This window comes from Klebsiella sp. BIGb0149 (genome assembly GCF_004362605.1).
GTDB classification, from domain to species: domain Bacteria; phylum Pseudomonadota; class Gammaproteobacteria; order Enterobacterales; family Enterobacteriaceae; genus Klebsiella; species Klebsiella terrigena.
In genome coordinates this window covers 830,795-851,123 of sequence record NZ_SNYG01000001.1, presented here as the reverse complement: position 1 = coordinate 851,123, position 20,329 = coordinate 830,795, and the positions used below count along the sequence as shown (strand labels likewise).

The 20,329-nt window shown below is 57.9% G+C and carries 22 protein-coding genes and 1 pseudogene; 18 read left to right on the top strand and 5 right to left on the bottom strand.

Going from position 1 to position 20,329, the window contains the following annotated elements; all coding sequences use genetic code 11:
* Positions 1 to 7: 7 nt before the first annotated feature.
* From EDF75_RS04075 to EDF75_RS04060, 4 genes are all read left to right on the top strand, one after another.
* Positions 8 to 646 (top strand): dihydroxyacetone kinase family protein, encoded by a 639-nt coding sequence (locus EDF75_RS04075; protein ID WP_133597225.1) that lies wholly within the window; start codon positions 8 to 10, stop codon positions 644 to 646.
* Positions 647 to 744: 98 nt separating this feature from the next.
* A complete protein-coding gene (locus EDF75_RS04070; RefSeq protein WP_133597223.1) occupies positions 745 to 1,644 on the top strand; it encodes a dihydrodipicolinate synthase family protein in 900 nt (299 codons plus the stop codon).
* Positions 1,645 to 1,712: 68 nt separating this feature from the next.
* A complete protein-coding gene (locus EDF75_RS04065) occupies positions 1,713 to 3,020 on the top strand; it encodes an MFS transporter (protein WP_133597221.1) in 1,308 nt (435 codons plus the stop codon).
* A 748-nt stretch (positions 3,021 to 3,768) separates the two neighbouring features.
* Positions 3,769 to 4,428, top strand: coding sequence for a nucleoside/nucleotide kinase family protein (locus EDF75_RS04060; RefSeq protein WP_166646115.1), 660 nt, complete (start codon positions 3,769 to 3,771; stop codon positions 4,426 to 4,428).
* A 266-nt stretch (positions 4,429 to 4,694) separates the two neighbouring features.
* On the opposite strand, the pseudogene EDF75_RS04055 reads toward EDF75_RS04060, so the two are convergent.
* Positions 4,695 to 4,802: pseudogene (locus EDF75_RS04055) on the bottom strand (LysR family transcriptional regulator); the annotation flags it as partial.
* A gap of 193 nt (positions 4,803 to 4,995) precedes the next feature.
* Complete coding sequence (locus tag EDF75_RS04050) at positions 4,996 to 5,904, bottom strand: LysR family transcriptional regulator (protein WP_166646114.1); 909 nt, start codon at positions 5,902 to 5,904, stop codon at positions 4,996 to 4,998.
* Positions 5,905 to 5,991: 87 nt separating this feature from the next.
* Between EDF75_RS04050 and EDF75_RS04045 the strand changes: the two genes are divergently transcribed.
* The 13 genes from EDF75_RS04045 to EDF75_RS03985 all read left to right on the top strand — a co-directional run bounded on the left by EDF75_RS04045 (position 5,992) and on the right by EDF75_RS03985 (position 17,059).
* A complete protein-coding gene (locus EDF75_RS04045; protein ID WP_133597216.1) occupies positions 5,992 to 6,984 on the top strand; it encodes an aldo/keto reductase in 993 nt (330 codons plus the stop codon).
* Positions 6,985 to 7,067: 83 nt separating this feature from the next.
* Positions 7,068 to 8,294 (top strand): MFS transporter, encoded by a 1,227-nt coding sequence (locus EDF75_RS04040; protein WP_133597214.1) that lies wholly within the window; start codon positions 7,068 to 7,070, stop codon positions 8,292 to 8,294.
* Positions 8,295 to 8,304: 10 nt separating this feature from the next.
* Entirely contained in the window at positions 8,305 to 8,472 is a 168-nt protein-coding gene (locus EDF75_RS04035; protein WP_243733499.1) for a heme-binding protein, read from the top strand.
* Positions 8,473 to 8,779: 307 nt separating this feature from the next.
* Complete coding sequence (locus tag EDF75_RS04030; RefSeq protein WP_133597210.1) at positions 8,780 to 9,595, top strand: N-acyl homoserine lactonase family protein; 816 nt, start codon at positions 8,780 to 8,782, stop codon at positions 9,593 to 9,595.
* A 13-nt stretch (positions 9,596 to 9,608) separates the two neighbouring features.
* Entirely contained in the window at positions 9,609 to 9,935 is a 327-nt protein-coding gene (locus tag EDF75_RS04025) for an NIPSNAP family protein (RefSeq protein WP_133597208.1), read from the top strand.
* Between the two features lie 32 nt (positions 9,936 to 9,967).
* Positions 9,968 to 10,858 carry an NAD(P)-dependent oxidoreductase gene (locus tag EDF75_RS04020; RefSeq protein ID WP_200851432.1) on the top strand — a complete coding sequence of 297 codons (891 nt, stop codon included), beginning with the start codon at positions 9,968 to 9,970 and terminating at the stop codon, positions 10,856 to 10,858.
* Positions 10,859 to 10,860: 2 nt separating this feature from the next.
* Complete coding sequence (locus tag EDF75_RS04015) at positions 10,861 to 12,291, top strand: aldehyde dehydrogenase family protein (RefSeq protein WP_133597206.1); 1,431 nt, start codon at positions 10,861 to 10,863, stop codon at positions 12,289 to 12,291.
* 77 nt (positions 12,292 to 12,368) lie between these two features.
* Positions 12,369 to 12,767 (top strand): carboxymuconolactone decarboxylase family protein, encoded by a 399-nt coding sequence (locus EDF75_RS04010; RefSeq protein WP_045854701.1) that lies wholly within the window; start codon positions 12,369 to 12,371, stop codon positions 12,765 to 12,767.
* A 94-nt stretch (positions 12,768 to 12,861) separates the two neighbouring features.
* The gene (locus EDF75_RS04005; RefSeq protein ID WP_133597204.1) at positions 12,862 to 14,214 is read left to right on the top strand and encodes an MFS transporter; all 1,353 of its coding nucleotides are present in this window, start codon (positions 12,862 to 12,864) and stop codon (positions 14,212 to 14,214) included.
* 22 nt (positions 14,215 to 14,236) lie between these two features.
* Positions 14,237 to 15,136: an NAD(P)-dependent oxidoreductase gene (locus tag EDF75_RS04000; RefSeq protein WP_241721830.1), complete on the top strand. Its 900-nt coding sequence runs from the start codon at positions 14,237 to 14,239 to the stop codon at positions 15,134 to 15,136.
* A gap of 13 nt (positions 15,137 to 15,149) precedes the next feature.
* On the top strand, positions 15,150 to 15,539 hold the full coding sequence (locus tag EDF75_RS03995) for a cupin domain-containing protein (RefSeq protein ID WP_133597200.1): 390 nt from the start codon (positions 15,150 to 15,152) through the stop codon (positions 15,537 to 15,539).
* Between the two features lie 11 nt (positions 15,540 to 15,550).
* The gene (locus EDF75_RS03990) at positions 15,551 to 16,297 is read left to right on the top strand and encodes a carboxymuconolactone decarboxylase family protein (RefSeq protein WP_133597198.1); all 747 of its coding nucleotides are present in this window, start codon (positions 15,551 to 15,553) and stop codon (positions 16,295 to 16,297) included.
* 87 nt (positions 16,298 to 16,384) lie between these two features.
* Entirely contained in the window at positions 16,385 to 17,059 is a 675-nt protein-coding gene (locus EDF75_RS03985; protein ID WP_133597196.1) for a GntR family transcriptional regulator, read from the top strand.
* A gap of 62 nt (positions 17,060 to 17,121) precedes the next feature.
* Here EDF75_RS03985 and EDF75_RS03980 read toward each other — a convergent pair whose 3' ends face one another.
* Both EDF75_RS03980 and EDF75_RS03975 read right to left on the bottom strand, forming a co-directional pair.
* On the bottom strand, positions 17,122 to 18,081 hold the full coding sequence (locus EDF75_RS03980) for a quinone oxidoreductase family protein (protein ID WP_133597194.1): 960 nt from the start codon (positions 18,079 to 18,081) through the stop codon (positions 17,122 to 17,124).
* A 71-nt stretch (positions 18,082 to 18,152) separates the two neighbouring features.
* Positions 18,153 to 18,542, bottom strand: a complete 390-nt coding sequence (locus tag EDF75_RS03975; RefSeq protein ID WP_133597192.1) for a RidA family protein — start codon at positions 18,540 to 18,542, stop codon at positions 18,153 to 18,155.
* A 141-nt stretch (positions 18,543 to 18,683) separates the two neighbouring features.
* On the opposite strand from EDF75_RS03975, the gene EDF75_RS03970 reads away from it, so the two are divergent.
* On the top strand, positions 18,684 to 19,604 hold the full coding sequence (locus EDF75_RS03970; protein WP_133597190.1) for a LysR family transcriptional regulator: 921 nt from the start codon (positions 18,684 to 18,686) through the stop codon (positions 19,602 to 19,604).
* 416 nt (positions 19,605 to 20,020) lie between these two features.
* Here EDF75_RS03970 and EDF75_RS03965 read toward each other — a convergent pair whose 3' ends face one another.
* On the bottom strand, positions 20,021 to 20,329 hold the full coding sequence (locus tag EDF75_RS03965) for a LexA family transcriptional regulator (RefSeq protein ID WP_133597188.1): 309 nt from the start codon (positions 20,327 to 20,329) through the stop codon (positions 20,021 to 20,023).

Below are 20,329 nucleotides of genomic sequence, written 5' to 3'. Positions count from 1 at the left end.
GTACGATATGAAAACTGAACTGACATTTAACGATACGACAGGCCTTATTGCCGCGTGGTCTGCCGAAATGAGCCTGAAGCGGGATGAATTGATCAAATTAGACCAGGCCGTGGGCGACGGCGACCTTGGCATCACGATGCAAAAAGCCTTCCATGCCGCGCAGCAGATACGGCCCGAGCAGGAGAAAGGGATTGCTCATTACCTCGTTCAGTGCGGCTTTGCGATGGCCAGGGCGGCGCCATCGACAATGGGAACGCTGATGGCCACCGGCTTTATGCGCGGGGGAAAAGCGCTGGCGTCGGAGCTGATGACGCTCAGCGCCGCGGATCTGGCCGCCTTCTTCAGCGCCTTTACTCAGGGTATTGCGGAGCGGGGAAAAGCCCAGCCCGGGGAGAAAACCGTGCTGGATGTCTTATTGCCGGCCAGCGGCGCGTTAGCGCAGGAAACCGCCGCGGGAGCGCCGCTCGGCCGCGCGGCGAAAGCCGCTCATACCGCCGCGATGGCCGGGCTGGAAGCAACCCGAACCATGTTTCCACGTCACGGCAAAGCGGCGGCGTTTGCCGACAGCAGCGCGGGTAAAGAAGATCCCGGCGGCACCGCCGCGCTGATTCTTTTTAGCGTGCTTAGCCGCTACGTTAATAACTAACAAGACGACTCACCTTTATTCAGGCAGTAAAAATCCGGAACTCCCGGCGCCCGTCGCTCATTTCCGGAATATATCCTTCAACATCTGACGAGGTCTCTGTGAAAAAACTATATGGTATTACCACAGCAATGATTACGCCGTTTAATGACGACGACACCATTAATTATGACAGCATCGAAGCGCTAACCGATTTCCTTGTTGAGAAAGGCGTGCACTGTCTTTATCCGCTGGGCACCACCGGCGAAATGTTGCGCCTCAGCGAACAAGAGCGGAAGAAAGTTGCCGAAACCGTCATTAAAAGAAATAACCAACGAGCGACGGTTTATATTCACGTCGGTGCGATGACCACAGCAGAAACGCTGTCGCTTGCCCGGCATGCGGTAGAGGCCGGGGCTGACGGAATCGGCGTCGTGACCCCATCATTCTTCGGCGCAAACGACCGCGAGCTGGAAGCTTATTTTGTTGCCGTCGCCAATGCCGTTCCCCACGATTTCCCGGTGTATCTCTACAATATTCCGCAGTGCGCCGCGAACAACCTCTCTGCTGACGTCGCCCAGCGCGTTGCGGATAGATGTAAGAATGTCGTGGGGATTAAATACAGCTATCCGGACTACCTCACCGTCAACCAGTACCTTGCCATCAAGGACTATGATTTTTCCGTGATGGTCGGCGCCGACCGCCTGTTTCTTCCGGCACTGGCGATGGGCTGCGATGGCGTGGTTTCAGGGGTTTCCTGCGTTTACCCGGAGCCTTTTATCAAAATTTATGAGGCCTTTAATCGCGGAGATATTCCGGGCGCCCGCGCCGCCCAGCGCCAGGCGAATAAATATTGCGAACTGCTGAAAAACGGCGGCAATATGTCCTACTTTAAAGAAGGACTTAAATATCGCGGAATTAATGCCGGCGGGATGCGCGCGCCGCAATTAAATATTACGCCCGAAGAGGTGCAGAGCCTGATTGCCGGGCTGGCCGAACTGGAAACCTCAGCCCCAATTTAACTTCGACGAACAATATAAATTTTAAACAAATAACGTCGATGCCAAGATGAAGTTTAGAGGATTCTTTCATGAGAAGAACAGACTCTGTATCCGTACCTGATAATGCCCTCAGCCAGAATAAGGTTAACGTCATTCCCGGAGCAAAGCTCAGATGGTATCTGGTGGTGATTATTTTGCTGGCCGCGGTGGTCAACTATCTCGACCGCGCCAATCTCAGCGTCGCGAACTCGACCATTGCCGCTGAATTTGGCCTGTCGTCATTTCAGATGGGACTACTGCTATCGGCTTTTCTGTGGCCCTATGCGCTGGCCAATCTCCCTACCGGGTATCTTGTCGACCGCTTCGGCCCCAAAAAGATGTTTTCCTTTGCCGCCGGGGGCTGGTCGCTGGTGACGATATTCTGCGCGTTTGCCAACGGGTTTGGGATAATGTACGCCCTGCGCATGCTGCTGGGCGTAACGGAATCGCCGTTTTTTACCTCCGGCGTCAAGGTCACCAATAGCTGGTTCAGTAAGGAAGAGCGCGGCTTTCCAACCGCCCTGTTCAACACCGGATCGCAGATTGCCAACGCCATCGCGCCCCCCATACTGACGATCCTGATGCTGACGATGGGCTGGCGAGGCATGTTTATCGTCATTGGGGTTCTCGGGCTGGTGATCCTGCTCGCATGGCTGCGGTTTTATCGCGAACCCACCGCGGAAGAGGCCCCGCAAGACAAAATTGTCGACCACCATCAGCCATCTTCCGCACCTTCCCGCAGCTGGGGTTCCCTGTTCCGCGAGCGCTCGACGTGGGGGATGGTCGTAGGCTGTTTCGGGATTTACTTTACGGTCTGGGTCTACCTGACCTGGCTGCCACGTTACCTTGAGCACGATCGTCATATGAGCCTGATGAATACCGGCTGGCTGGCCGCCATCCCGTTCTTTGTCGGTATTTTTGGCGTGCTGCTGGGGGGCGTTATTTCAGACTTCCTGATTAGAAAAGGCATGAAAGCCATTACCGCGCGTAAGATCCCGATCGTCGGCGGAGCGCTGATTGCGGCATGTGCCGTGGCGCCGGTACCTTACATTGAAAGTACGCCGCTGTGTATGTTGTTACTGACTATTGGTTATTTCGCCGCACAGCTTCCTTCAGGCGCGATCTGGGCGCTGGTGACGGACGTTGCGCCCGCGGGCTCGGTAGGCTCTCTCGGCTCCATTCAGAATTTTGGCGGTTTCCTGGGCGCGGCGCTGGCCCCTATCGTTGCCGGTTTAATTCTCGATACGACCAATAACTTTACCAATGTCTTCCTTGCCGGTGCGGCTCTGTTATTACTCGGGGCTCTCAGCTATGCCTTTGTTCTGAAAGAACCTATCAGGAGCGAGGAACATTCGTAGCGATAACCACGCTCTTAGCCCGGTGCACCGGGTTCGGGATCAAGAAGCTGATGACTCCTGATTACGGCTGGATCGTATTCGGAGTTAAAGAATCTCTTTAGTTTGAGGTATCAGCCTGGCCTAATGCAGGACGGGACGGACCCAATCAGACCGGCATACGGAGAAGGTCAGAAATGAAACAACCCCAGGTAATTTAATTGCCTGGGGTTTATATTTGGCGGAGCATAGACTACCTGCCATGGAAAATTATCCTCTGATTTACTTGCAATTCCGACTGATACTTTTTTTCCAAAAAGTTGAATTGACCTACTGAATTTATATTGTGTCTTTTTAACGTTCTTCCTTTGCTGAAGTGCCGGGCTAAGATCCTATTGTAGGGTCCATTAAGTTAACCGGTCTATTAATGAAATGATGCACGCCTATCGCATAATCATGCCTGCGATAAAAAGGACACCAGGTATAAATTAATACAAATATTACCTGGATTACAGGCTACAGTAACTGGCAACGCGACCACTACTATAACGATGATGAGTAAATTAGCCTTCGCCAACGCTTGACGCTGTAGTATATTCCTGATAACACATGCATCGTCGACGCTGCTGGATATTTGGCTTAGACTTGTTCACCCAGGTAAGATATTGGTGCTATACTCTGGGTCGTTCTTGCTTTAAGGGAGCTACTTTTCCGCACAGCGATTTCGTGAATTCTATTTACAGTTAGTTTTGGACCAAGGAGAACCTGTTCAGTGAAAGACAATACGCAGAAAATATTTTCCCTCATTGAGAAAAATGTAGCCAATCTTAGCACCCCATTGATTATCGGTATCAGTGGAACATATACCTCTGGTAAAACTCATTTTGCGGACGGACTGGCGCAGTACCTGCAAAGTCAGGGAAAAAAGACACAGCTTATTCACTATGATGACTTTCATTATCCGTTTGCTGATATAAATTGGACCCAAAAAAGTGGTGATGAAATTAATGCTTTTTATAATAATGCTTTTGATTACGAAAAGCTTATTGAAGAAGTCATTAGCCCGCTGAAGCAGCACGGTGTAATTAAAAAAGAAATTGACTGTATAGATCTCGGCAGCGGCAAGCACACGAACAAGATACATGTTGATATTAATGAAGAAACCATCGTAATCCTGGAAGGAGTTCTTTTATTTCGTTCTCCTTTATTGCACTTTCTGGATTATAAAGTTTTCTTAGAGATATCTGTCGAAGAAATGTTAAGTAGAGGGAGCATTCGGGACGTGCCAAAATTTGGGCAAAGCATTCTCGATTTATACAAAAGCAGATATATTCCTGTTCATCATCGCCACCTGGATGAAGATAGCCCCAGAGAAGTCGCTGACATGGTTATCGACAATACCAGCTATATCAATCCTATAGTAATAAAATGATAAAAAAACAGTTATGCCGCGCTAACGACTCCAGGCTAGCAGGAGCAGCATCGCTTACTCTTTAGACAGCCGATGAATAAATTTCCCTATCCTCTGATAAGGAAGTGCATTCCCTGGCCACCTAACAGGTCATAAAAATTGCCTCCCCTCTTTTTGTTCTGATAATTATCACGAGAAAATCCGAGTCTAAATTAATTAACGGAATGATAAAAAAATACCGCAAAGAATTATATCAGCATAATGTACGACACAGTTTATCTCGTATGCGCCGAGGGACGCTGCAAGGTAATAAAATCCAGAGTCAACAGTTCATCCCACGAAAGGCGTTTCTTTAAAGCGAGGGGACAGTTTACCGGTACGATGGCGATAAAATCGCAACCAGCAGCAGGCGCACTATTTTCTACCTGACTGGGAGTGAAGGGGTTGTCATATTTTTGCTCACGCTATTGCGCCGAATCCGCAGACCGGGATGCGCGAAGGCGCTCCCGCAGCTCAAAAGCTTACGTGACACCGTTACTTATCGTCGAAGCAGCAAGAAAAGACGGTGCTGACGCCCTTTTCTCGCGATTACAACATCGCCTCGCGCATCATCTCGATCAGTTTTCTCAGGCCCGGGTGGAGCTGCCTGCGGCTGGGGTAATACATCACCATCGGCTCATCTTCGCATATCCAGCCGGGAAGCACCTGCACCAGCTGCCCGCTCTCCAGCAGCGGCCGCGTCCGTACGTCCAGACAGTAGGCCAGTCCGAAGCCGTTCAGGGCGGTATCGATAATCATCTCGGTTTCATTAAGGATCAGCGAGCCGGGAACATCCAGCGCCAGCGCCTCCCCGGAGTGTTTAAGCTGCCATTTATATACCGTCCCGTTGCCGAGGCGCATGCGGATACACTGATGCTGAAACAGGTCGTCGGGGTGCTCGAGAGGAAGATGGGCGTTACGGGTCAGATAGGTCGGGGAAGCCACCACAATCCACTTCAGCTTGTGGGTCAGCGGCATGGCAATCATGTCGCGCGGCACGCTTTCGCCGTAGCGGATCCCGGCGTCATATCCGCTGCCGATGATATCCACCAGCGTGTTATCGACGGCGATCTCCAGCTGCAGCCGCGGGTGCATGGCCATAAATTTCGCCAGCACCGGAGCAAACAGCAGCTGGGCCGCATCGCGGGGGATATTAATCCGCAGCCGCCCCACCGGCGATTCGCGATAATGATCCAGTTCATCCAGCGCCAGGCGGATATGGGAAAAGCCCGCTTCCAAATGGCCGAGCAGCGCCTCGCCGGCATCGGTCGGCACCACCGAACGGCTGGTGCGGTTGAGCAGACGCACGGCAAGCCGTTCTTCCAGCCCGCGCATGGTATGACTCAGCGCGGAAGTCGAAACACCAAGTTCCGCAGCCGCAAGGCGAAAGCTTTTACGCCGACAGATAGTTAAAAATACGTTCAGATCGGCGAGCTCGCCGCGAACCGGTGCTGGCATAAAAGAGCCCTCTGTCATCAAGGATTCGTTGAAATTAATTCAACTTAACATGAGTTAGTATAGAGCCAACTATCGACAGGAGGAAACATGGCAATCGAAACCATTCACATCGCCGGCATTTCGCAACCGGTCAGCCGTATCGGTCTTGGCACCTGGGCAATGGGCGGCAGTATGTGGGGCGGCAGTCATGACGAACAGTCGATTGCCACGCTGCACGAAGCGCTGGACCGCGGCATTAATCTTATCGATACCGCGCCGGCTTACGGCTTTGGCCACTCGGAGGAAGTGGTCGGCAAGGCGCTGGCGGGCCGCCGCGACCGGGCAATTATCGCCACCAAGGTCGCCCTGGACTGGGACGATGCGGGCCGCATTACCCGCAATTCCACCCCCCAGCGTATCCGTCAGGAGATTGAAGATTCACTTCGCCGCCTGCAAACCGACTATATTGACCTGTACCAGGTCCACTGGCCGGACGAGCTGGTGGCCGTCGAGGAGACGGCGCGCGTCCTCGAAACGCTGCAGCAGCAGGGAAAAGTTCGCGCGCTGGGGGTCAGCAACTACTCTCCGGCGCAGATGGATCGGTTTCGCAACGCGGCGCCGCTGGCGACCCTGCAGCCGCCGCTCAACCTATTTGAGCGCGGGCAGACGCAAAGCGAGCTGCTGCCTTATGCTGAACGGCATCAGCTGGTGGTCCTCGCCTATGGCGCTATCTGCCGCGGCCTGCTGTCGGGGCGGATGACCCCGGAAACGATATTTGGCGCCGACGATCTGCGCAGCATCGATCCGAAATTCCAGCCGCCGCGCTATGCGCACTATCTTGCGGCGGTTGCGGCGCTAAAAAACTTCGCTCAGCAGCGCTTCGGCAAGAGCGTAATGGCGCTGGCGCTGCGCTGGGTACTGGACGCCGGCCCAACCGTTGCGCTGTGGGGCGCCCGTCGTCCGCAGCAGCTGGCGGGGCTCGAAGAGGTTGCCGGCTGGCAGCTGACCGTGGAGGATAAGCAGGAGATTGACGCAATCCTCGCGCAGCATATCGCCGAACCGCTGGGGGCGGAATTTATGGCGCCGCCGCACCGCCGCTAATCGCGGCCAAAATCGCTGACGCGCCCCGTGCAGTTCGCTGCACGGGGCGCATTTGTTGTTCACCTGCACAAGTCAAAATAAAAATGATCTCATCGCTCAATGAACACCCTCGCGATAAGGATACTGATGAAGTTTCCCTCTCGCGCACCGCTCTGCTGAAGGCGCTGTTCGCGCTCGGCACCGGCGGTTTCGCTATCGGTACCGGCGAATTCGTCATTATGGGTCTGCTACCCGATGCGGCCAGCGGGCTGCGCGTCTCGATCCCTTCCGCCGGCCATCTGATCAGCATCTATGCGCTGGGCGTGGTGGTCGGCGCGCCGCTGCTGGCAGTTCTCGGCGCGCGCTGGGCGCGGCGGGACTTTCTGGTAGCCCTGATGGCGATGTTCGCCGCGGGTAATCTGCTCAGCGCCGTTGCGCCGGGCTACTACTCCATGCTGCTGGCGCGCTTCCTCTCCGGGTTCCCGCACGGCACCTTCTTCGGGGTGGCGGCGCTGCTGGCCGCCAGCCTGGTGGATCGCACTAAGCGCGCCCGGGCGGTCTCGATGGTGCTGCTGGGCCTGACTATCGCTAACCTGCTGGGGGTTCCGGCAGTGGCCGCCATCGGGCAGCTGTTCGGCTGGCGGTGCGCCTTCGCTATCGTCGGCGGCCTGGCGGTGCTGACGCTGATTCTGGTTCGCGCCTGGGTGCCCTGGCGCGCCGGCGATAAGGCGGCCAGCCCGCTGCGCGAGCTGACGGCGCTGACCAGCAAGCAGGTGCTGCTGACGCTGGCCATCGGCGCCATCGGCAGCGGCGGAATGTTCTCAATCTTCAGCTACGTGAAGCCGACGATGCTGGAGCTGGCCCACCAGCCGGTGGCGATGATCCCGGTGATTCTGGCGATGTTTGGTCTGGGGATGATTATCGGCAACATCGTCGGCGGCCGCCTGGCGGAGCGCGGTCTGGAAAAAACCATTCGTCTACTGCTGGTCTGGGCGATTGTGGTGATGAGCGCCTACGTGTATACCGCGCATTACGCGTGGCCCGGCGCGATCACCGTGATGCTGGTGGGCACCATGGTGTCGCTCTCCTCGGTCCTGCAAATTCGCCTGATGGATGTCGCCGGCGATGCGCAAACCATGGCGGCGGCGATGAACCACTCCGCGTTTAACATCGCCAATGCGCTGGGCGCCTGGCTGGGCGGGGTCACCATTTCCGCCGGTTTCGGCTGGCAGTCCACCGGCTGGATCGGGGCCATCCTCGCGCTCTGCGGCCTGCTGATCCACGCCTGGGCGGCGATCGATGCCCGAAAACGCGCCCCTTTACCCCATTGAGGATGATGTGATGATCCTAACCCTGGCGCTTGCTGAAGCCCTGATTGCCGGCGGCATCGCGCTACGCAATGCTCAGGGCGCGCTTATCGGCGCGATCGACGTTTCCGGCGCCAGCAAAGATCAAGACCGGCAGATTGCCGTTTTTGCCATAGCGGCAGCCACGGCGCCCCGCGCATAGCCACGGCGGGCGGCACATACGCCTTCGCGTCACCGCGCCGCCCTCCCGCCCATTCCCCCTTCGCCTTTTCTCCCCTCCCGCGGCTCAGAGCATCCCCACGGGAGTTAGCCTCGCTTTCATTAAAAATCCGCCAAATCAAGTGACAAAATCGAACCGACATCACATTAAGCCGCGCTTTAGCGGCCAGCGGTCGAAATTTGTGAAATCGATCATACTTGTATTATTGCATTATTGTCATACAAGATTATAACCTCTTTACTACAAAAAACGATCGTGCAGTTATCGACCTTTTAACAAGGAGTCAACTATGTCTTCCGGCGTTGAACAGTATCGAATCTACGCAATCCGCTATGCCCACCACCATCGGATGGCGCGGGACAACTTTATCGGCGGCGATCTCCATGACGGCCCGATGCCCATTGACTACTTTATCTGGGTGATCCAGAACGACGCCCGCACCATCGTGCTGGATACCGGCTTCGATGAGCAGATGGCGCAGCAGCGCGGGCGCACCATCATCCATCCGATCGCCGAAGGCCTGGCGCAAATTGGTGTCGATCCGGCAAGCGTCGCCGACGTCATTATCAGCCATATGCACTACGACCACGCCGGTAACCACGCGCTGTTCCCGGCCGCGACCTTCCATCTGCAGGATCGCGAAATGGCCTTCTGTACCGGGCGCTGCATGTGCCACCACGAAGTCCGTCACCCCTTCGATGTGGAAGACGTGAAAGCGATGGTTGATAAACTGTTCGCCGGCCGCGTCCGCTTTCATAACGGCGACGGCCAGCTGGCGCCGGGCATAACCCTGCATCGCACCGGCGGCCACTCTGACGGCCTGCAGATCGTGCGCGTCAATACCGCCCGCGGCTGGGTGGTACTCGCCTCGGACGCGGCGCACTTTTACGCCAATATCGAACAGGGCCGCCCCTATCCGGTGGTGTTCAACGTTGGCGATATGATGGAAGGCTACGACATCGTCAAACGCCTGGCCGACTCCGCCGACCATATCGTTCCCGGTCACGATCCCCTGGTTCTACGCCGCTACCCGGCATCTTCCGCCGAAACGGAGGGGTGGATCGTCCGCGTCGATCGGCAACCGCTGCCGCTTTCTTCATGCTGAAAAGGAGCATCCCATGATCGTTGAAATGCGCATTTACCACTGTATGCCGGGTCGCCTACCGGCGCTGCTGGAACGTTTTCGCCATACCACCCTCGGTTTCTTTGAGAAATACGGTATTAAACAAATTGGTTTCTGGACGACCGCCGTCGGCGAGAGCAACCACACCCTGACCTATCTGCTGAGCTGGGAAGATATGGCCGAACGCGAAAAATGCTGGAATGCGTTCCAGGCCGACGTGGCCTGGCAGGAGAAGCGCGCGGAGAGCGAGCGTCAGCAGGCCATTGTGTGTCGTATCGAAAATAGCTTTCTGCTACCCACTGATTTTTCGGCGCTGCGCTAGCGCCGCCGTTTCTGTCGTTAAGAGAGGTTGACGTGAAAAGTATCCACACCGTGGGATTTATTGGTTTAGGCATGATGGGAACGCCTATGGCCACCTGCCTGAGCGAGGCGGGCTACGCCCTGCTGCTGCATGATGCCGATCGGTCGCGCGCCGGCGCGCTGGCGGAATCGCTGCGCGCCGGGCTGCTGTCGGCGGACGGCGCCGCCGGCCTGGACGTGCTCATCACCATGTTGCCCAACTCCGACATCGTCGAGGAGGTGCTGTTCGGCCAGCAGTGGGCCGAACGCCTGCCCGCTGGCGCAGTGGTCATTGATATGAGCTCCTCCGTGCCGTCCCGCTCGCGGGATCTGGCGCAGCGTCTGCAGCAGCAGGGCTTACATTATCTCGATGCCCCGGTTTCCGGCGGCGTCAAGCGCGCAGAACAGGGCAAGCTGGCCATTCTGGTCGGCGGCGAAGAGGACGTGCTGTCCCGCTGCCGGGCGCTGCTGTCGGCGATGGGCAGTTCCGTCCTGCATATCGGTGCCGCCGGCAGCGGTCACGCGGCGAAGGCGCTGAATAACTATGTTTCCGCCGCCGGGCTGACCGCCACGGTGGAAGCGCTGCAGGTTGCCCGCCGTTTCGGCATCGACCCGCAGGTGATGACCGATGTGCTAAACGCCTCCAGCGGCCGCAGCAACACCTCAGAAAACAAGGTGAAACAATTTATGCTGAGCGGCAGCTACGCTTCAGGCTTTGCCCTGAAGTTAATGGATAAAGATCTGCAAATCGCCAAAGGGCTGGCCACCGCGGTCGATTATCCGCTGCGCCTCGGCGAGCAGTGTATCGATCTCTGGCACCAGTGCGCGGCGACCGTATCGGCCAGCGCCGACCATACGGAGATGTACCGCTTGCTGGACGATAACCCGCCATCCACAGGAAACTGATCATGTCCCATACCACACAGTTTTATATCGATGGCCGCTGGGTTGATCCGGTCGCGCCGCGCTGGTTCACGGCGATCGACCCGGCCACCGAGCAGCCCATTTGCCAGTTAGCCCTCGGGAATGAGCAGGACGTCGACCGGGCGGTCGCCGCCGCGCGTCGGGCCTTTCCCGGCTGGGCTGAAACCGCGGTTGCCGAACGTATCGCGCTATTAAAACGCATTCTGAGCGGGTATCAGCGCCGCTACGACGAGTTTGTCGACGCGATTCATCGTGAAATGGGCGCGCCGCTCGCATTCGCCCGCAATGGGCAGGCGGTACGCGGCGTAGCCCATCTGGAGACGCTGATTACGGTGCTGGAAAATTTCGCCTTTGAAGAACGGCGCGGCAGCACCCGCCTGCGTCTGGAACCGATCGGCGTTTGCGGGCTGATAACTCCCTGGAACTGGCCGGTGAATCAGGTGGTGGTGAAAGTGCTGCCGGCGCTGGCGGCGGGCTGCACCATGGTGCTGAAGCCCAGCGAATACTCCCCGCTCAGCGCCCTGCTGCTTGCCGAAGTGCTGCATGACGCCGGAGTTCCCGCCGGGGTGTTCAACCTGGTCAACGGCGATGGCCCTGGCGTCGGCGCCGCCCTGGCGGCGCACCCGGACGTAGAGATGGTGTCGTTTACCGGCTCGACTCGCGCCGGGATCGAAGTCGCCAGGCTGGCCGCTCCCGGCGTCAAGCGCGTGGCGCAGGAGCTGGGGGGCAAATCGGCCAATCTCCTGCTGGATGATGTCGACCTGCAAAACGCCGTGACCCGCGCGGTGGCCGCCTGTTTTACCAATAGCGGACAGTCCTGCTCGATCCCGACGCGTTTACTGGTCCCCCGCACTCAACTGGATGAGGTTAACGCCATCGCGCGCCGGGCCGCTATGCAGTATCGCGCGGGGCCCGGCGACGATGATAAACCCCGGCTCGGCCCGCTGGTCAACCGCACGCAGTTTGACCGCGTTCAGCAGCTCATTCAGCGCGGCATCGATGAACGAGCGGAACTGCTGATCGGCGGCACCGGCAGGCCGCCAGGCGTCGAGAAAGGCTACTACGTGCAGCCGACAATTTTCAGCCAGGTGACTCCCGACATGACCATTGCCCGCGAAGAGATCTTTGGCCCGGTGCTCTGCATTATGCCCTATGACGATGAAAACCAGGCCGTGGATATGGCCAATGGTTCCGACTACGGCCTGGCCGCCTACGTGCAGTCTGGCGATCCCGAACGCGCGCGGGCGATAGCCCGGCGGCTGCGCGCCGGCCAGGTGCATATCAACTATCCCCCCGTGGATTTTCACGCCCCCTTCGGCGGCTATCGCCGGTCCGGCAACGGACGCGAGTGGGGAGAAGCCGGCCTGCGCGAGTATCTGGAGGTGAAGGCGATGATCGGCTATCACCCGGCCTGATCGGCAAAAAAATTTTAGCTATTTCTAGTGTCATACAATCATACGAAAAATGAGGAACTGCTCCTCAAGGAGGCATGATGGAAGAGAGTGAACTGTTTCAACAAGGCTTTGCGAACCGCAAAGAGGTTTTAGGCGAGGCGCACGTGGATAAATCCTGGGCCAGCGCCGACGACTTTAATCGCCCCGTCCAGCGGCTGGTGACGGAGTTCTGCTGGGGCCGGGTGTGGGGTGACGAAACGCTGCCCTTTAAAACCCGCAGCATGCTCAACATCGCCATGCTGACCGCAATGAGCCAGCACCACGAGCTGGCGGTTCACGTGCGCGGCGCGCTCAACAACGGCGTCAGCAAGGCCGAGATCCAGGCCGTGCTGATGCAAACCGCCGTGTACTGCGGCGCGCCCGCCGCGCTCGCCGCGTTTCGCATCGCCAGCGCCGCCATTGGCGAATGGGAAAAGGAGAATATCGCCCGGCCATAGCTACGCATCCTGACCCTACACATTCACCGCCGCCGGCGGTGAGTTCCCAACGTCAAACGCGCCCTGAGAGGCGCGAACAAAGCAGGAGACAGACATGGTAAGCATCGGTGCCAACCAGGCCGTCACTGAAGTGGAACAACAACAATCACATGAAGAGAAGCGCAAAAGCGCCGTGCGCGGCGCATTCTTTTCCGAATATATCGACATGTTTGATATCTATCTGCCGGTGGTTGCGCTGTCGCCGGTGCTGTTTTATTTCCAGCCGCCCAATCTCTCCAGCGGCACGGCGACCATTCTGGCTTCGCTGGTGTTTATCACCACCCTGCTGGGCAGGCCGCTGGGGGCGCTGATTTTTGGCATCGTGGCCGACAAGCTCGGGCGACGCAAAGCCTCCATCTATTCGGTGTCCGGATTTGGGATCGTCACCTTCCTGATCGCCCTACTACCGGGCTACGAGACGCTCGGCCTCACCGCCTACGTTTTGCTGGTGCTGCTGCGTTTTATTGACGGCATCTTTCTCGGCGGCGGCTATACCGGGGCCATGCCGCTGGCCATCGAGTACGCCAAAAAAGAGCAGCGCGGCTTTGTCGGCGGGCTGATCATCGCCGGTTTCCCGGCCGCCTATGTGACCATCAACTTAATCACCATGCTGATGTTCTTCCTGTTCCCGCTCGACGGCATCCACTCGCCGTATGCGCAGTGGGGCTGGCGTATTCCGTTCGTTATCGGCGCGCTGCTGGCGGGCGCCCTCGCCCTTTATTATGTCCATAAGGTGGCGGAGTCGGAGGTCTGGCAAAGCGAAGAAGGCGCGGTGAAAGAGAAGCTGCCGCTGCGTGATTTGATTAGCGGCAAAAGCGCCCGCAACCTGCTGCAGGTGCTGATAATGATGACCGGCTTCTGGTTAACGCAGAATATCGTCACCATCTATCTGCCGACCGGCCTGCTGATCAATACCCTGCATCTGAGCGGCTTTGAGATGACCGCCACGCTGATGCTCACCTACCTGGTGCTGTTCTTCAGCTATATCGGCGCCGGCCTGCTGGGGCAAAAATATGGCCGCCGTCGCTTCTTTATCGTCGTCGGGCCGCTGATTGCCACCGTTGGCGCCGCCATCCTCTATTTCCTCAGCAGCGTGCCGCATCTGCCGCTGTGGGCGGTGATGACGCTGGTCTGCCTGCTGGCCGTGCTGGTCACCTCCCCCTGGGGAGTGATCGTGACCTATATCAACGAACGATTCGTGACCGATGTCCGGGCGACCGGCTTTGGCGTGGGCTTCAGCCTGTCGGTGATCCTGCCGTCGTTTTACGCCTTTTACATGAGCTGGCTGAGCGCCCTGATGCCGCTGGCCCTGACCGCCGTATTCCTGCTGGTGCTCGGCGGAGTGATTGGCACGGTGGGCGCCCTGATGGGACCCGAAACTAAAAATGTGGACTTCACCGCACACTAACCGCAAGCACAGGAGAAAAGTGATGCCCGGTAAAAAGTTAGGTTTTATTGGCTTAGGCAACATGGGAGGACGCATGACCCGTTGCCTGGTGGACGCCGGTATCGAGGTACTGGGGTTCGATCCTCAGCCCGGCGCAGCGCAAAAAGCCGGCGCCCGCGAAGCGCGGGACGTTGGTCAGGTGGCGGCGGAGTGCGATCTGATCCTGCTGTCGCTGCCGGATAGCAAAGTCGTCGAAAACGTGATGCTACAGCAGGAGGGGCTGCTTGCTCATTGCCGCCGCGGGCAGATTATCGTCGATTTGAGTACCGCCGCGGCGGCGTCAACCGTGCGCCTGCACGGCCTGCTGCGGGACAAAGGCGTCGCCTATATCGACGCGGGGATCTCCGGCGGCGCCGCGGCCGCGGAAAAAGGCCAGCTGACGCTGATGGTCGGCGGCGAGGAGGCTGCCATTCAGGCGATTGAGTGGGCGTTCGCCCCCATCGCCAGCAAAGTGGTGGTCATGGGGGCCAGCGGCGCGGGCCATACCACCAAGCTGCTGAATAACTTCCTCAATGCGGTCAGCCTGGCGGCAACCGCCGAGGTAATGGTCGCCGGTAAAAAGGCCGGTCTCGATTTACCGCGGCTGCTGGACGTGCTGAACAGCAGCAGCGGGGTGAACTTCGCTACCCTCAACCGCTTCCCGCGGATCGTGCAGGGCGACTACCTGGAAGGCGGATTAACCGGCAAGCTGATGACCAAGGATATCGTGCTGTATACCGACCTGCTGCACCAGCTCGGCGTCACGTCGTTAAACAGCGCCGGGCCGCTCGCCAGCTTCGGCCTGGCCACCGCGCTGGGCTACGGTGATGCCATCAGCAACCGCGTGGTTGATGCCATCGGCGATATTTCCGGCGGTATCCGCCTCTCTTCTTCCGATAACTGATACGGAGCACATTATGCGTATTTTTCATGGCCGCGAAGCGAACTTACCTTCTGAAAAACGAGGAGCCACCTTCACCGGCGAGGTCTGGGCCGATGTGGTGATGCCGGCAGCCGACGGGATCACCATTAACAACGTCTTTTTTACGCCGGGCGCGCGCACCTTCTGGCACACCCACGAACAGGGTCAGATCCTGCAAGTGACCGCGGGCAAAGGCTGGATTTGCGTGGCCGGAGAAAGCGCGCAGCCGATCCGCGCGGGCGATACCGTGTGGATCCCCGCCGGCGAACGCCACTGGCACGGCGCGGCGCGGGATAGCTATATGCTGCATACCGCGACCTCGATCGGCAAAACCGGATGGCAGGACGAAGTCACTCAGGACCAATACGAACAATCAACCCGTTGATAGAGGGCGCAATGAATAATAGCCAACCCGATTTACGCCAGCAGGTGCTGGATGCGCATCACTACTGGGAAGAGGGTCAGGATGCGCTGCTGCGTCTTGATGCCGGTTTCCTGCAGGCCTGGCACCGGCTGGCCTGCGTACCGTTAAGAAAAAATCATCTGGAAAACAAAGTGAAAGCCATGGTCGCGCTCAGCGCCAGCCTGGCCTCGACGCATATTTATCAGCCGGGGATCCGCCGCCATATCGACGTGGCGCTAGGATACGGCGCGACCCGCGAAGAGCTGGTGGAAATCCTCGAGCTCACCAGCACGCTGGGGATCCACGCGGCCAATATTGGCGTCCCTCTGCTGCTGGAGGTGCTGGAAGAGGAAGGGCTACGCCAGGGGCCGGCGCCGCTGACCGAGCGTCAGCAGGCGCTGAAGGCGAGCTTTGTTGCCAACCGCGGCTACTGGCACGCCTCATGGGACGGTTTGTTAGAGCTGGATCCAGATTTGTTTGAATACTATATCGAATTTTCATCCGTCCCCTGGCGAACGGGCGTACTATCACCCAAAGTTAAGGAGCTTATCTACTGTGCCTTTGACGCCTCGGCCACGCATCTGTATGAGCAGGGTCTGAAGCTGCATATGCGCAACGCAATCGGCTACGGCGCCACGAAGGAAGAGATTATGGAAGTGCTGGAGATCGTCAGCCTGATTGGCATGCACGGAGCGGAAGCGGCGGCGCCGCTGCTGGAACAGGCGCTGAACCAGCGCTGAATAGCTGAGTCACAGCAGGGTAACTTGCTGTGACTCAGAAAGATGTGGTACAAATTGTGGTGTCTTTTGTCATACAGGAATACAAAAATGAACACGGAGATGAACTTAGTCCGGCCGAATACCCTGCGCCGTCAGGTGGAAAATGCCCTTCGTGAAGCCATCATGTCCGGTCGCTTTCATCCCGGCCAGCGTCTGATCGAACGCGAGCTGTGCGAAAATCTCGGCGTGAGCCGTACCTCTATCCGTGAGGCGTTACGCCAGCTGGAAGCGGAAAAACTCATCTGCATCGTGCCGCATAAGGGTCCTACCGTCGCCAGTATCTCCCTGAAAGAGGCCGAGGAGCTGTATGCGCTGCGCAGCGTGCTGGAAGGGTTTGCCGCCAGAGAGTTTGCGCTGCAGGGCAGCGACGCCAGCATCGCGCAATTCGCTCAGGCCGCGGCTCAGCTGCGCGCAGCCGCCGAGACGGGCCAGCAGGAAGAGGTGCTACGCGCCAAAACCGCCCTGTATGACATCATTTTCGATAACTGTAATAACAGCCTGGTGAAAGAGATCCTCACCAGCCTGCATTCACGGGTGAACCTCCTGCGCGCCACCTCGCTGATGGAGCCGCATCGTATGCCGTCCAGCCTGGCGGAGATCGATCGGTTAGCCCAGGCGCTGCGCGATCGGGATGCCGAGCAGGCCCAGGCGATCGCCTCTCTACACGTCAATAATGCCTGCCAGGTGGCGCTGCAGATGCTGCGTCGTCAGAGCGAAGAGTAGCCGGCGCGGCGGCATCCGCCTGCAGATCCATAAATGAACGGCGCGTGGCGACTTCCGGCGCCTCATGGCTTCATAACGATGCGGCCCAGCGGTTTTGCGGTCTCGGCGAATTCGTGAGCCTCGGCAGCGTCGGCCAGGGGAAATATGCGGTCGATGACAACCCTGATGCGCCCTGCCGCTACGGCCTGCAGCATGTCATCCACGCTTGATCGAACTGCGGGCCTTGCAAAAAGAGGTCCCATGAATACCCCCATGAGCGTCTGGTTAGACTGCATTGGCGGCCACAGGTCGACACTCAGGCTGCCACCGCCCGCATTACCAACGAAGACCAGACGCCCTTCCGCAGCAAGTGCAGAAAGTGACGCAGGCAGCGTCGTCCCCACGGGATCGATGACGAGGTCAGCGCCGGCGCTGCGGGTGATCTGTCGGACGCTGTCCACCACGTTATTCGCGGCGCGATCCACAACATGGTCGGCACCCAGTTCAAGCAGCCGGCTCCTGCGCTGCGTTCCGCTTGCCACGGCGATGACCGTCGCGCCCGCCTGTGAGGCAAGCTGCACGGCGGCGAGACCCACGCCGCCGGCTGCCGCCTGAATAAGGACGGTTTCTCCGTGCCGGAGCATGCCCCGCGTGAAAAGGCAGTGATGCGCGGTGCCAAAAGAGATTGGTAGCACCGCCGCTTCTGCCGCCTCCACCCCATCGGGTATCAGCCACGTTCGTTCCGCGGGCACGGCCCAAAGCTCCGCATGCGACCCCTGCATGTTAAAAGCAGCAACCCGGTCCCCAACCTTGCGGCTACGGACGTTCGCTCCGACCGCAATCACCGCGCCCGCGGCCGCGTAGCCGACGATCCATGAAGGATGAGGCGGCGGCGTTGAACGGCGGTTGATCAGATCCCCCCCTTCAATCGAGATGGCCTCGACAGAAATCAGGACGTCATCAGGTCCTGCAACCGGATCGGGGATATCGACATATTTCAGGACGCCGGGAGCGCCTTCCGCATCATAAACCGCTGCTTTCACAAGTACTCCTCCGTCTCTCTGACCGCTCGACGGTCACAACCGCCGCTCGCTGCCGTACGGCTGCGTAACGCTTACGGCAGCTTGGCAATCACTTTAATCTCAAACTGGAATCCGTAAAGCCAGGTCACGCCGATCCCGGTCAACGTGGGATAAGGCGCTTCCCCCCAATATTCTGGCAGGACGCTCCAGATAGCGTCGAGGTTCGACTCAGGATCGACGACGAAGAGGGTGACGTCAACCACGTCATCGAACGTGCAGCCCGCCGCCGCGAGAACGGCATTAAGGTTATCGAATGCCAGCCCAATCTGCGCTTTTAGATCCGGCTCAGGGGAACCATCCTCGCGGCTACCAACCTGCCCCGAAACGAACAGGAAACCGTTAGATTTGATGGCCGGCGAATAGCGATTGCGCTCATAGAGCGCCTGCCGACCGAAGGGAAATACTGCTTCGCGTGCCGTCATGTTTGTACCTTTGCAATGGGGCGAAATCCGCCCGGTGAACATAAAGACACTTTACAGGAGCCAGATCGGGCGGATAAACAGGCGACTTTGTCCATCATTGTTTGTAATATCCAAACAATCGCTGAAAAGAGAGGATAAGGAATGGATCGTTTCGATGCGATGCGCGCCTTTGCTCGCGTAGTGGAGGCAGGTAGCTTCACGAAGGCTGCCCAAACGCTTCATATGAGCAAAACCACGGTGACGCAGCTCATTCAGCAGCTGGAAGCGCGCCTGCGCGTCAGGTTGCTTCATCGCACCACCCGCAGGCTCGGGGTCACTCCCGATGGCGCGGTTTACTACCAACGCGTCATCCGCCTGCTGGCGGACATGGAGGATGCTGAAAACAGCCTGTCCAGCGCGGCGATTACGCCCAGGGGACGGCTGCGGGTGGATGTGCCCAGTCCGCTGGCCCGCCTCGTCCTGGTGCCGGCGCTACCGGCTTTCCACGCGCGCTACCCTGATATCCAGTTCGACATGGGCGTGAGCGACCGGGTGGTGGATCTGATCGGCGATAACGTGGATTGCGTCCTGCGCGGGGGTGAAATCAACGACCAGTCCCTGATCGCACGCCACGTCGGTGATTTGCCAATCGGCGTGTACGTCGCGCCGAGCTACGTGGAACGCCTTGGCGCCCCTGCGCACCCGCGGGAGCTGGAAAACAGCGACCATCGCATAGTCGGATTTTTGTCCTCACGCACCGGTAAGATTGATCCTCTGGTACTGCGCAGTGAGAGTGAACGTATTGAAATCACGGGTAGCTATGTACTTGCCGTGGATGATGGCAATGCTTACCTCGAAGCGGGATTAGCTGGGTTAGGCGTGATTGCGCTGCCAATCTATATGGCGGCAGCGCATCAGGCTGTTGGCGCTTTAATTCCACTATTTGAACAATGGCATATCAGCCCCATGCCCCTGCACCTGGCGTTTCCGCCGAACCGCCACGTCAACGCCAAACTGCGAGTTTTTATTGATTGGATCGTTGAATTGATGCCGCAGCATGCCCCGTACTCCAGCGATAAGTAGCGACATCCCAGCCCGCTGATTCGCTCCGGCAACGGAATCAGGCGTTATGGAACCGACCAAGTCCGAAAGCGGCGATCGGTACGGTACGAATCCGTTGACTTACTCAAGCGCGCTGACTACGTCCGCAAATCTTTTTAGCGCAGGACCGGTCGCTTTTTTTAACGTGAGTGGCTTAATGAGACCAAAGTAAAAAGGGGCTACCTTTCGGTAACCCCTTCTTTTATTTGGCGGAAGCGTAGAGATTCGAACTCTAGAACCCTTTCGGGTCGCCGGTTTTCAAGACCGGAGAATAAAATATATATATCAATGAGATATTGTAATTAGCTGGTATATCTGGTGTTTTTACATGCCTCTATTTTCAATTAGTTAACCACTTTATCGAACATAGTATACCAACACTTTTTTGCATGATGGCATCACACAGGGTTGTAGTCCTGGCGCAGATCGTTAACGGAAAAAGTGACGACGCCGTAAACTTCTACGCCCTCGCCCTCGATCGCCTCCCCATCCCGGGTAATAAATGACCTCCCATGCAGCTGACCGAAATCAGTAATTCCGTCGTAGCGGATCAGAACGAAATCGCCCGGCTGTGGCCGCAGCGACAAATCCAAAATGACATACCCGGAGTCGGTTTTCACAATTTTAGAGTTGCCATCAACCCGGCACAATTTCGTTACGGTGAGAGTATCCTCGATATAGTCAGATGCTGGAGACGGAAATCCCAT

Bases quoted from the DNA above. Each gene is read 5' to 3' on its own strand.
- EDF75_RS03975 (WP_133597192.1), bottom strand. From the start codon at position 18,542: ATGACGGCACGCGAAGCAGTATTTCCCTTCGGTCGGCAGGCGCTCTAT.
- EDF75_RS04040 (WP_133597214.1), top strand. From the start codon at position 7,068: ATGATCTCATCGCTCAATGAACACCCTCGCGATAAGGATACTGATGAA.
- EDF75_RS04010 (WP_045854701.1), top strand. From the start codon at position 12,369: ATGGAAGAGAGTGAACTGTTTCAACAAGGCTTTGCGAACCGCAAAGAG.
- EDF75_RS04015 (WP_133597206.1), top strand. From the start codon at position 10,861: ATGTCCCATACCACACAGTTTTATATCGATGGCCGCTGGGTTGATCCG.
- EDF75_RS03970 (WP_133597190.1), top strand. From the start codon at position 18,684: ATGGATCGTTTCGATGCGATGCGCGCCTTTGCTCGCGTAGTGGAGGCA.
- EDF75_RS04045 (WP_133597216.1), top strand. From the start codon at position 5,992: ATGGCAATCGAAACCATTCACATCGCCGGCATTTCGCAACCGGTCAGC.
- EDF75_RS04025 (WP_133597208.1), top strand. From the start codon at position 9,609: ATGATCGTTGAAATGCGCATTTACCACTGTATGCCGGGTCGCCTACCG.
- EDF75_RS04035 (WP_243733499.1), top strand. From the start codon at position 8,305: ATGATCCTAACCCTGGCGCTTGCTGAAGCCCTGATTGCCGGCGGCATC.
- EDF75_RS03985 (WP_133597196.1), top strand. From the start codon at position 16,385: ATGAACACGGAGATGAACTTAGTCCGGCCGAATACCCTGCGCCGTCAG.
- EDF75_RS04065 (WP_133597221.1), top strand. From the start codon at position 1,713: ATGAGAAGAACAGACTCTGTATCCGTACCTGATAATGCCCTCAGCCAG.
- EDF75_RS04050 (WP_166646114.1), bottom strand. From the start codon at position 5,904: ATGCCAGCACCGGTTCGCGGCGAGCTCGCCGATCTGAACGTATTTTTA.
- EDF75_RS04030 (WP_133597210.1), top strand. From the start codon at position 8,780: ATGTCTTCCGGCGTTGAACAGTATCGAATCTACGCAATCCGCTATGCC.
- EDF75_RS04000 (WP_241721830.1), top strand. From the start codon at position 14,237: ATGCCCGGTAAAAAGTTAGGTTTTATTGGCTTAGGCAACATGGGAGGA.
- EDF75_RS03965 (WP_133597188.1), bottom strand. From the start codon at position 20,329: ATGGGATTTCCGTCTCCAGCATCTGACTATATCGAGGATACTCTCACC.
- EDF75_RS04075 (WP_133597225.1), top strand. From the start codon at position 8: ATGAAAACTGAACTGACATTTAACGATACGACAGGCCTTATTGCCGCG.
- EDF75_RS03990 (WP_133597198.1), top strand. From the start codon at position 15,551: ATGAATAATAGCCAACCCGATTTACGCCAGCAGGTGCTGGATGCGCAT.
- EDF75_RS03995 (WP_133597200.1), top strand. From the start codon at position 15,150: ATGCGTATTTTTCATGGCCGCGAAGCGAACTTACCTTCTGAAAAACGA.
- EDF75_RS04005 (WP_133597204.1), top strand. From the start codon at position 12,862: ATGGTAAGCATCGGTGCCAACCAGGCCGTCACTGAAGTGGAACAACAA.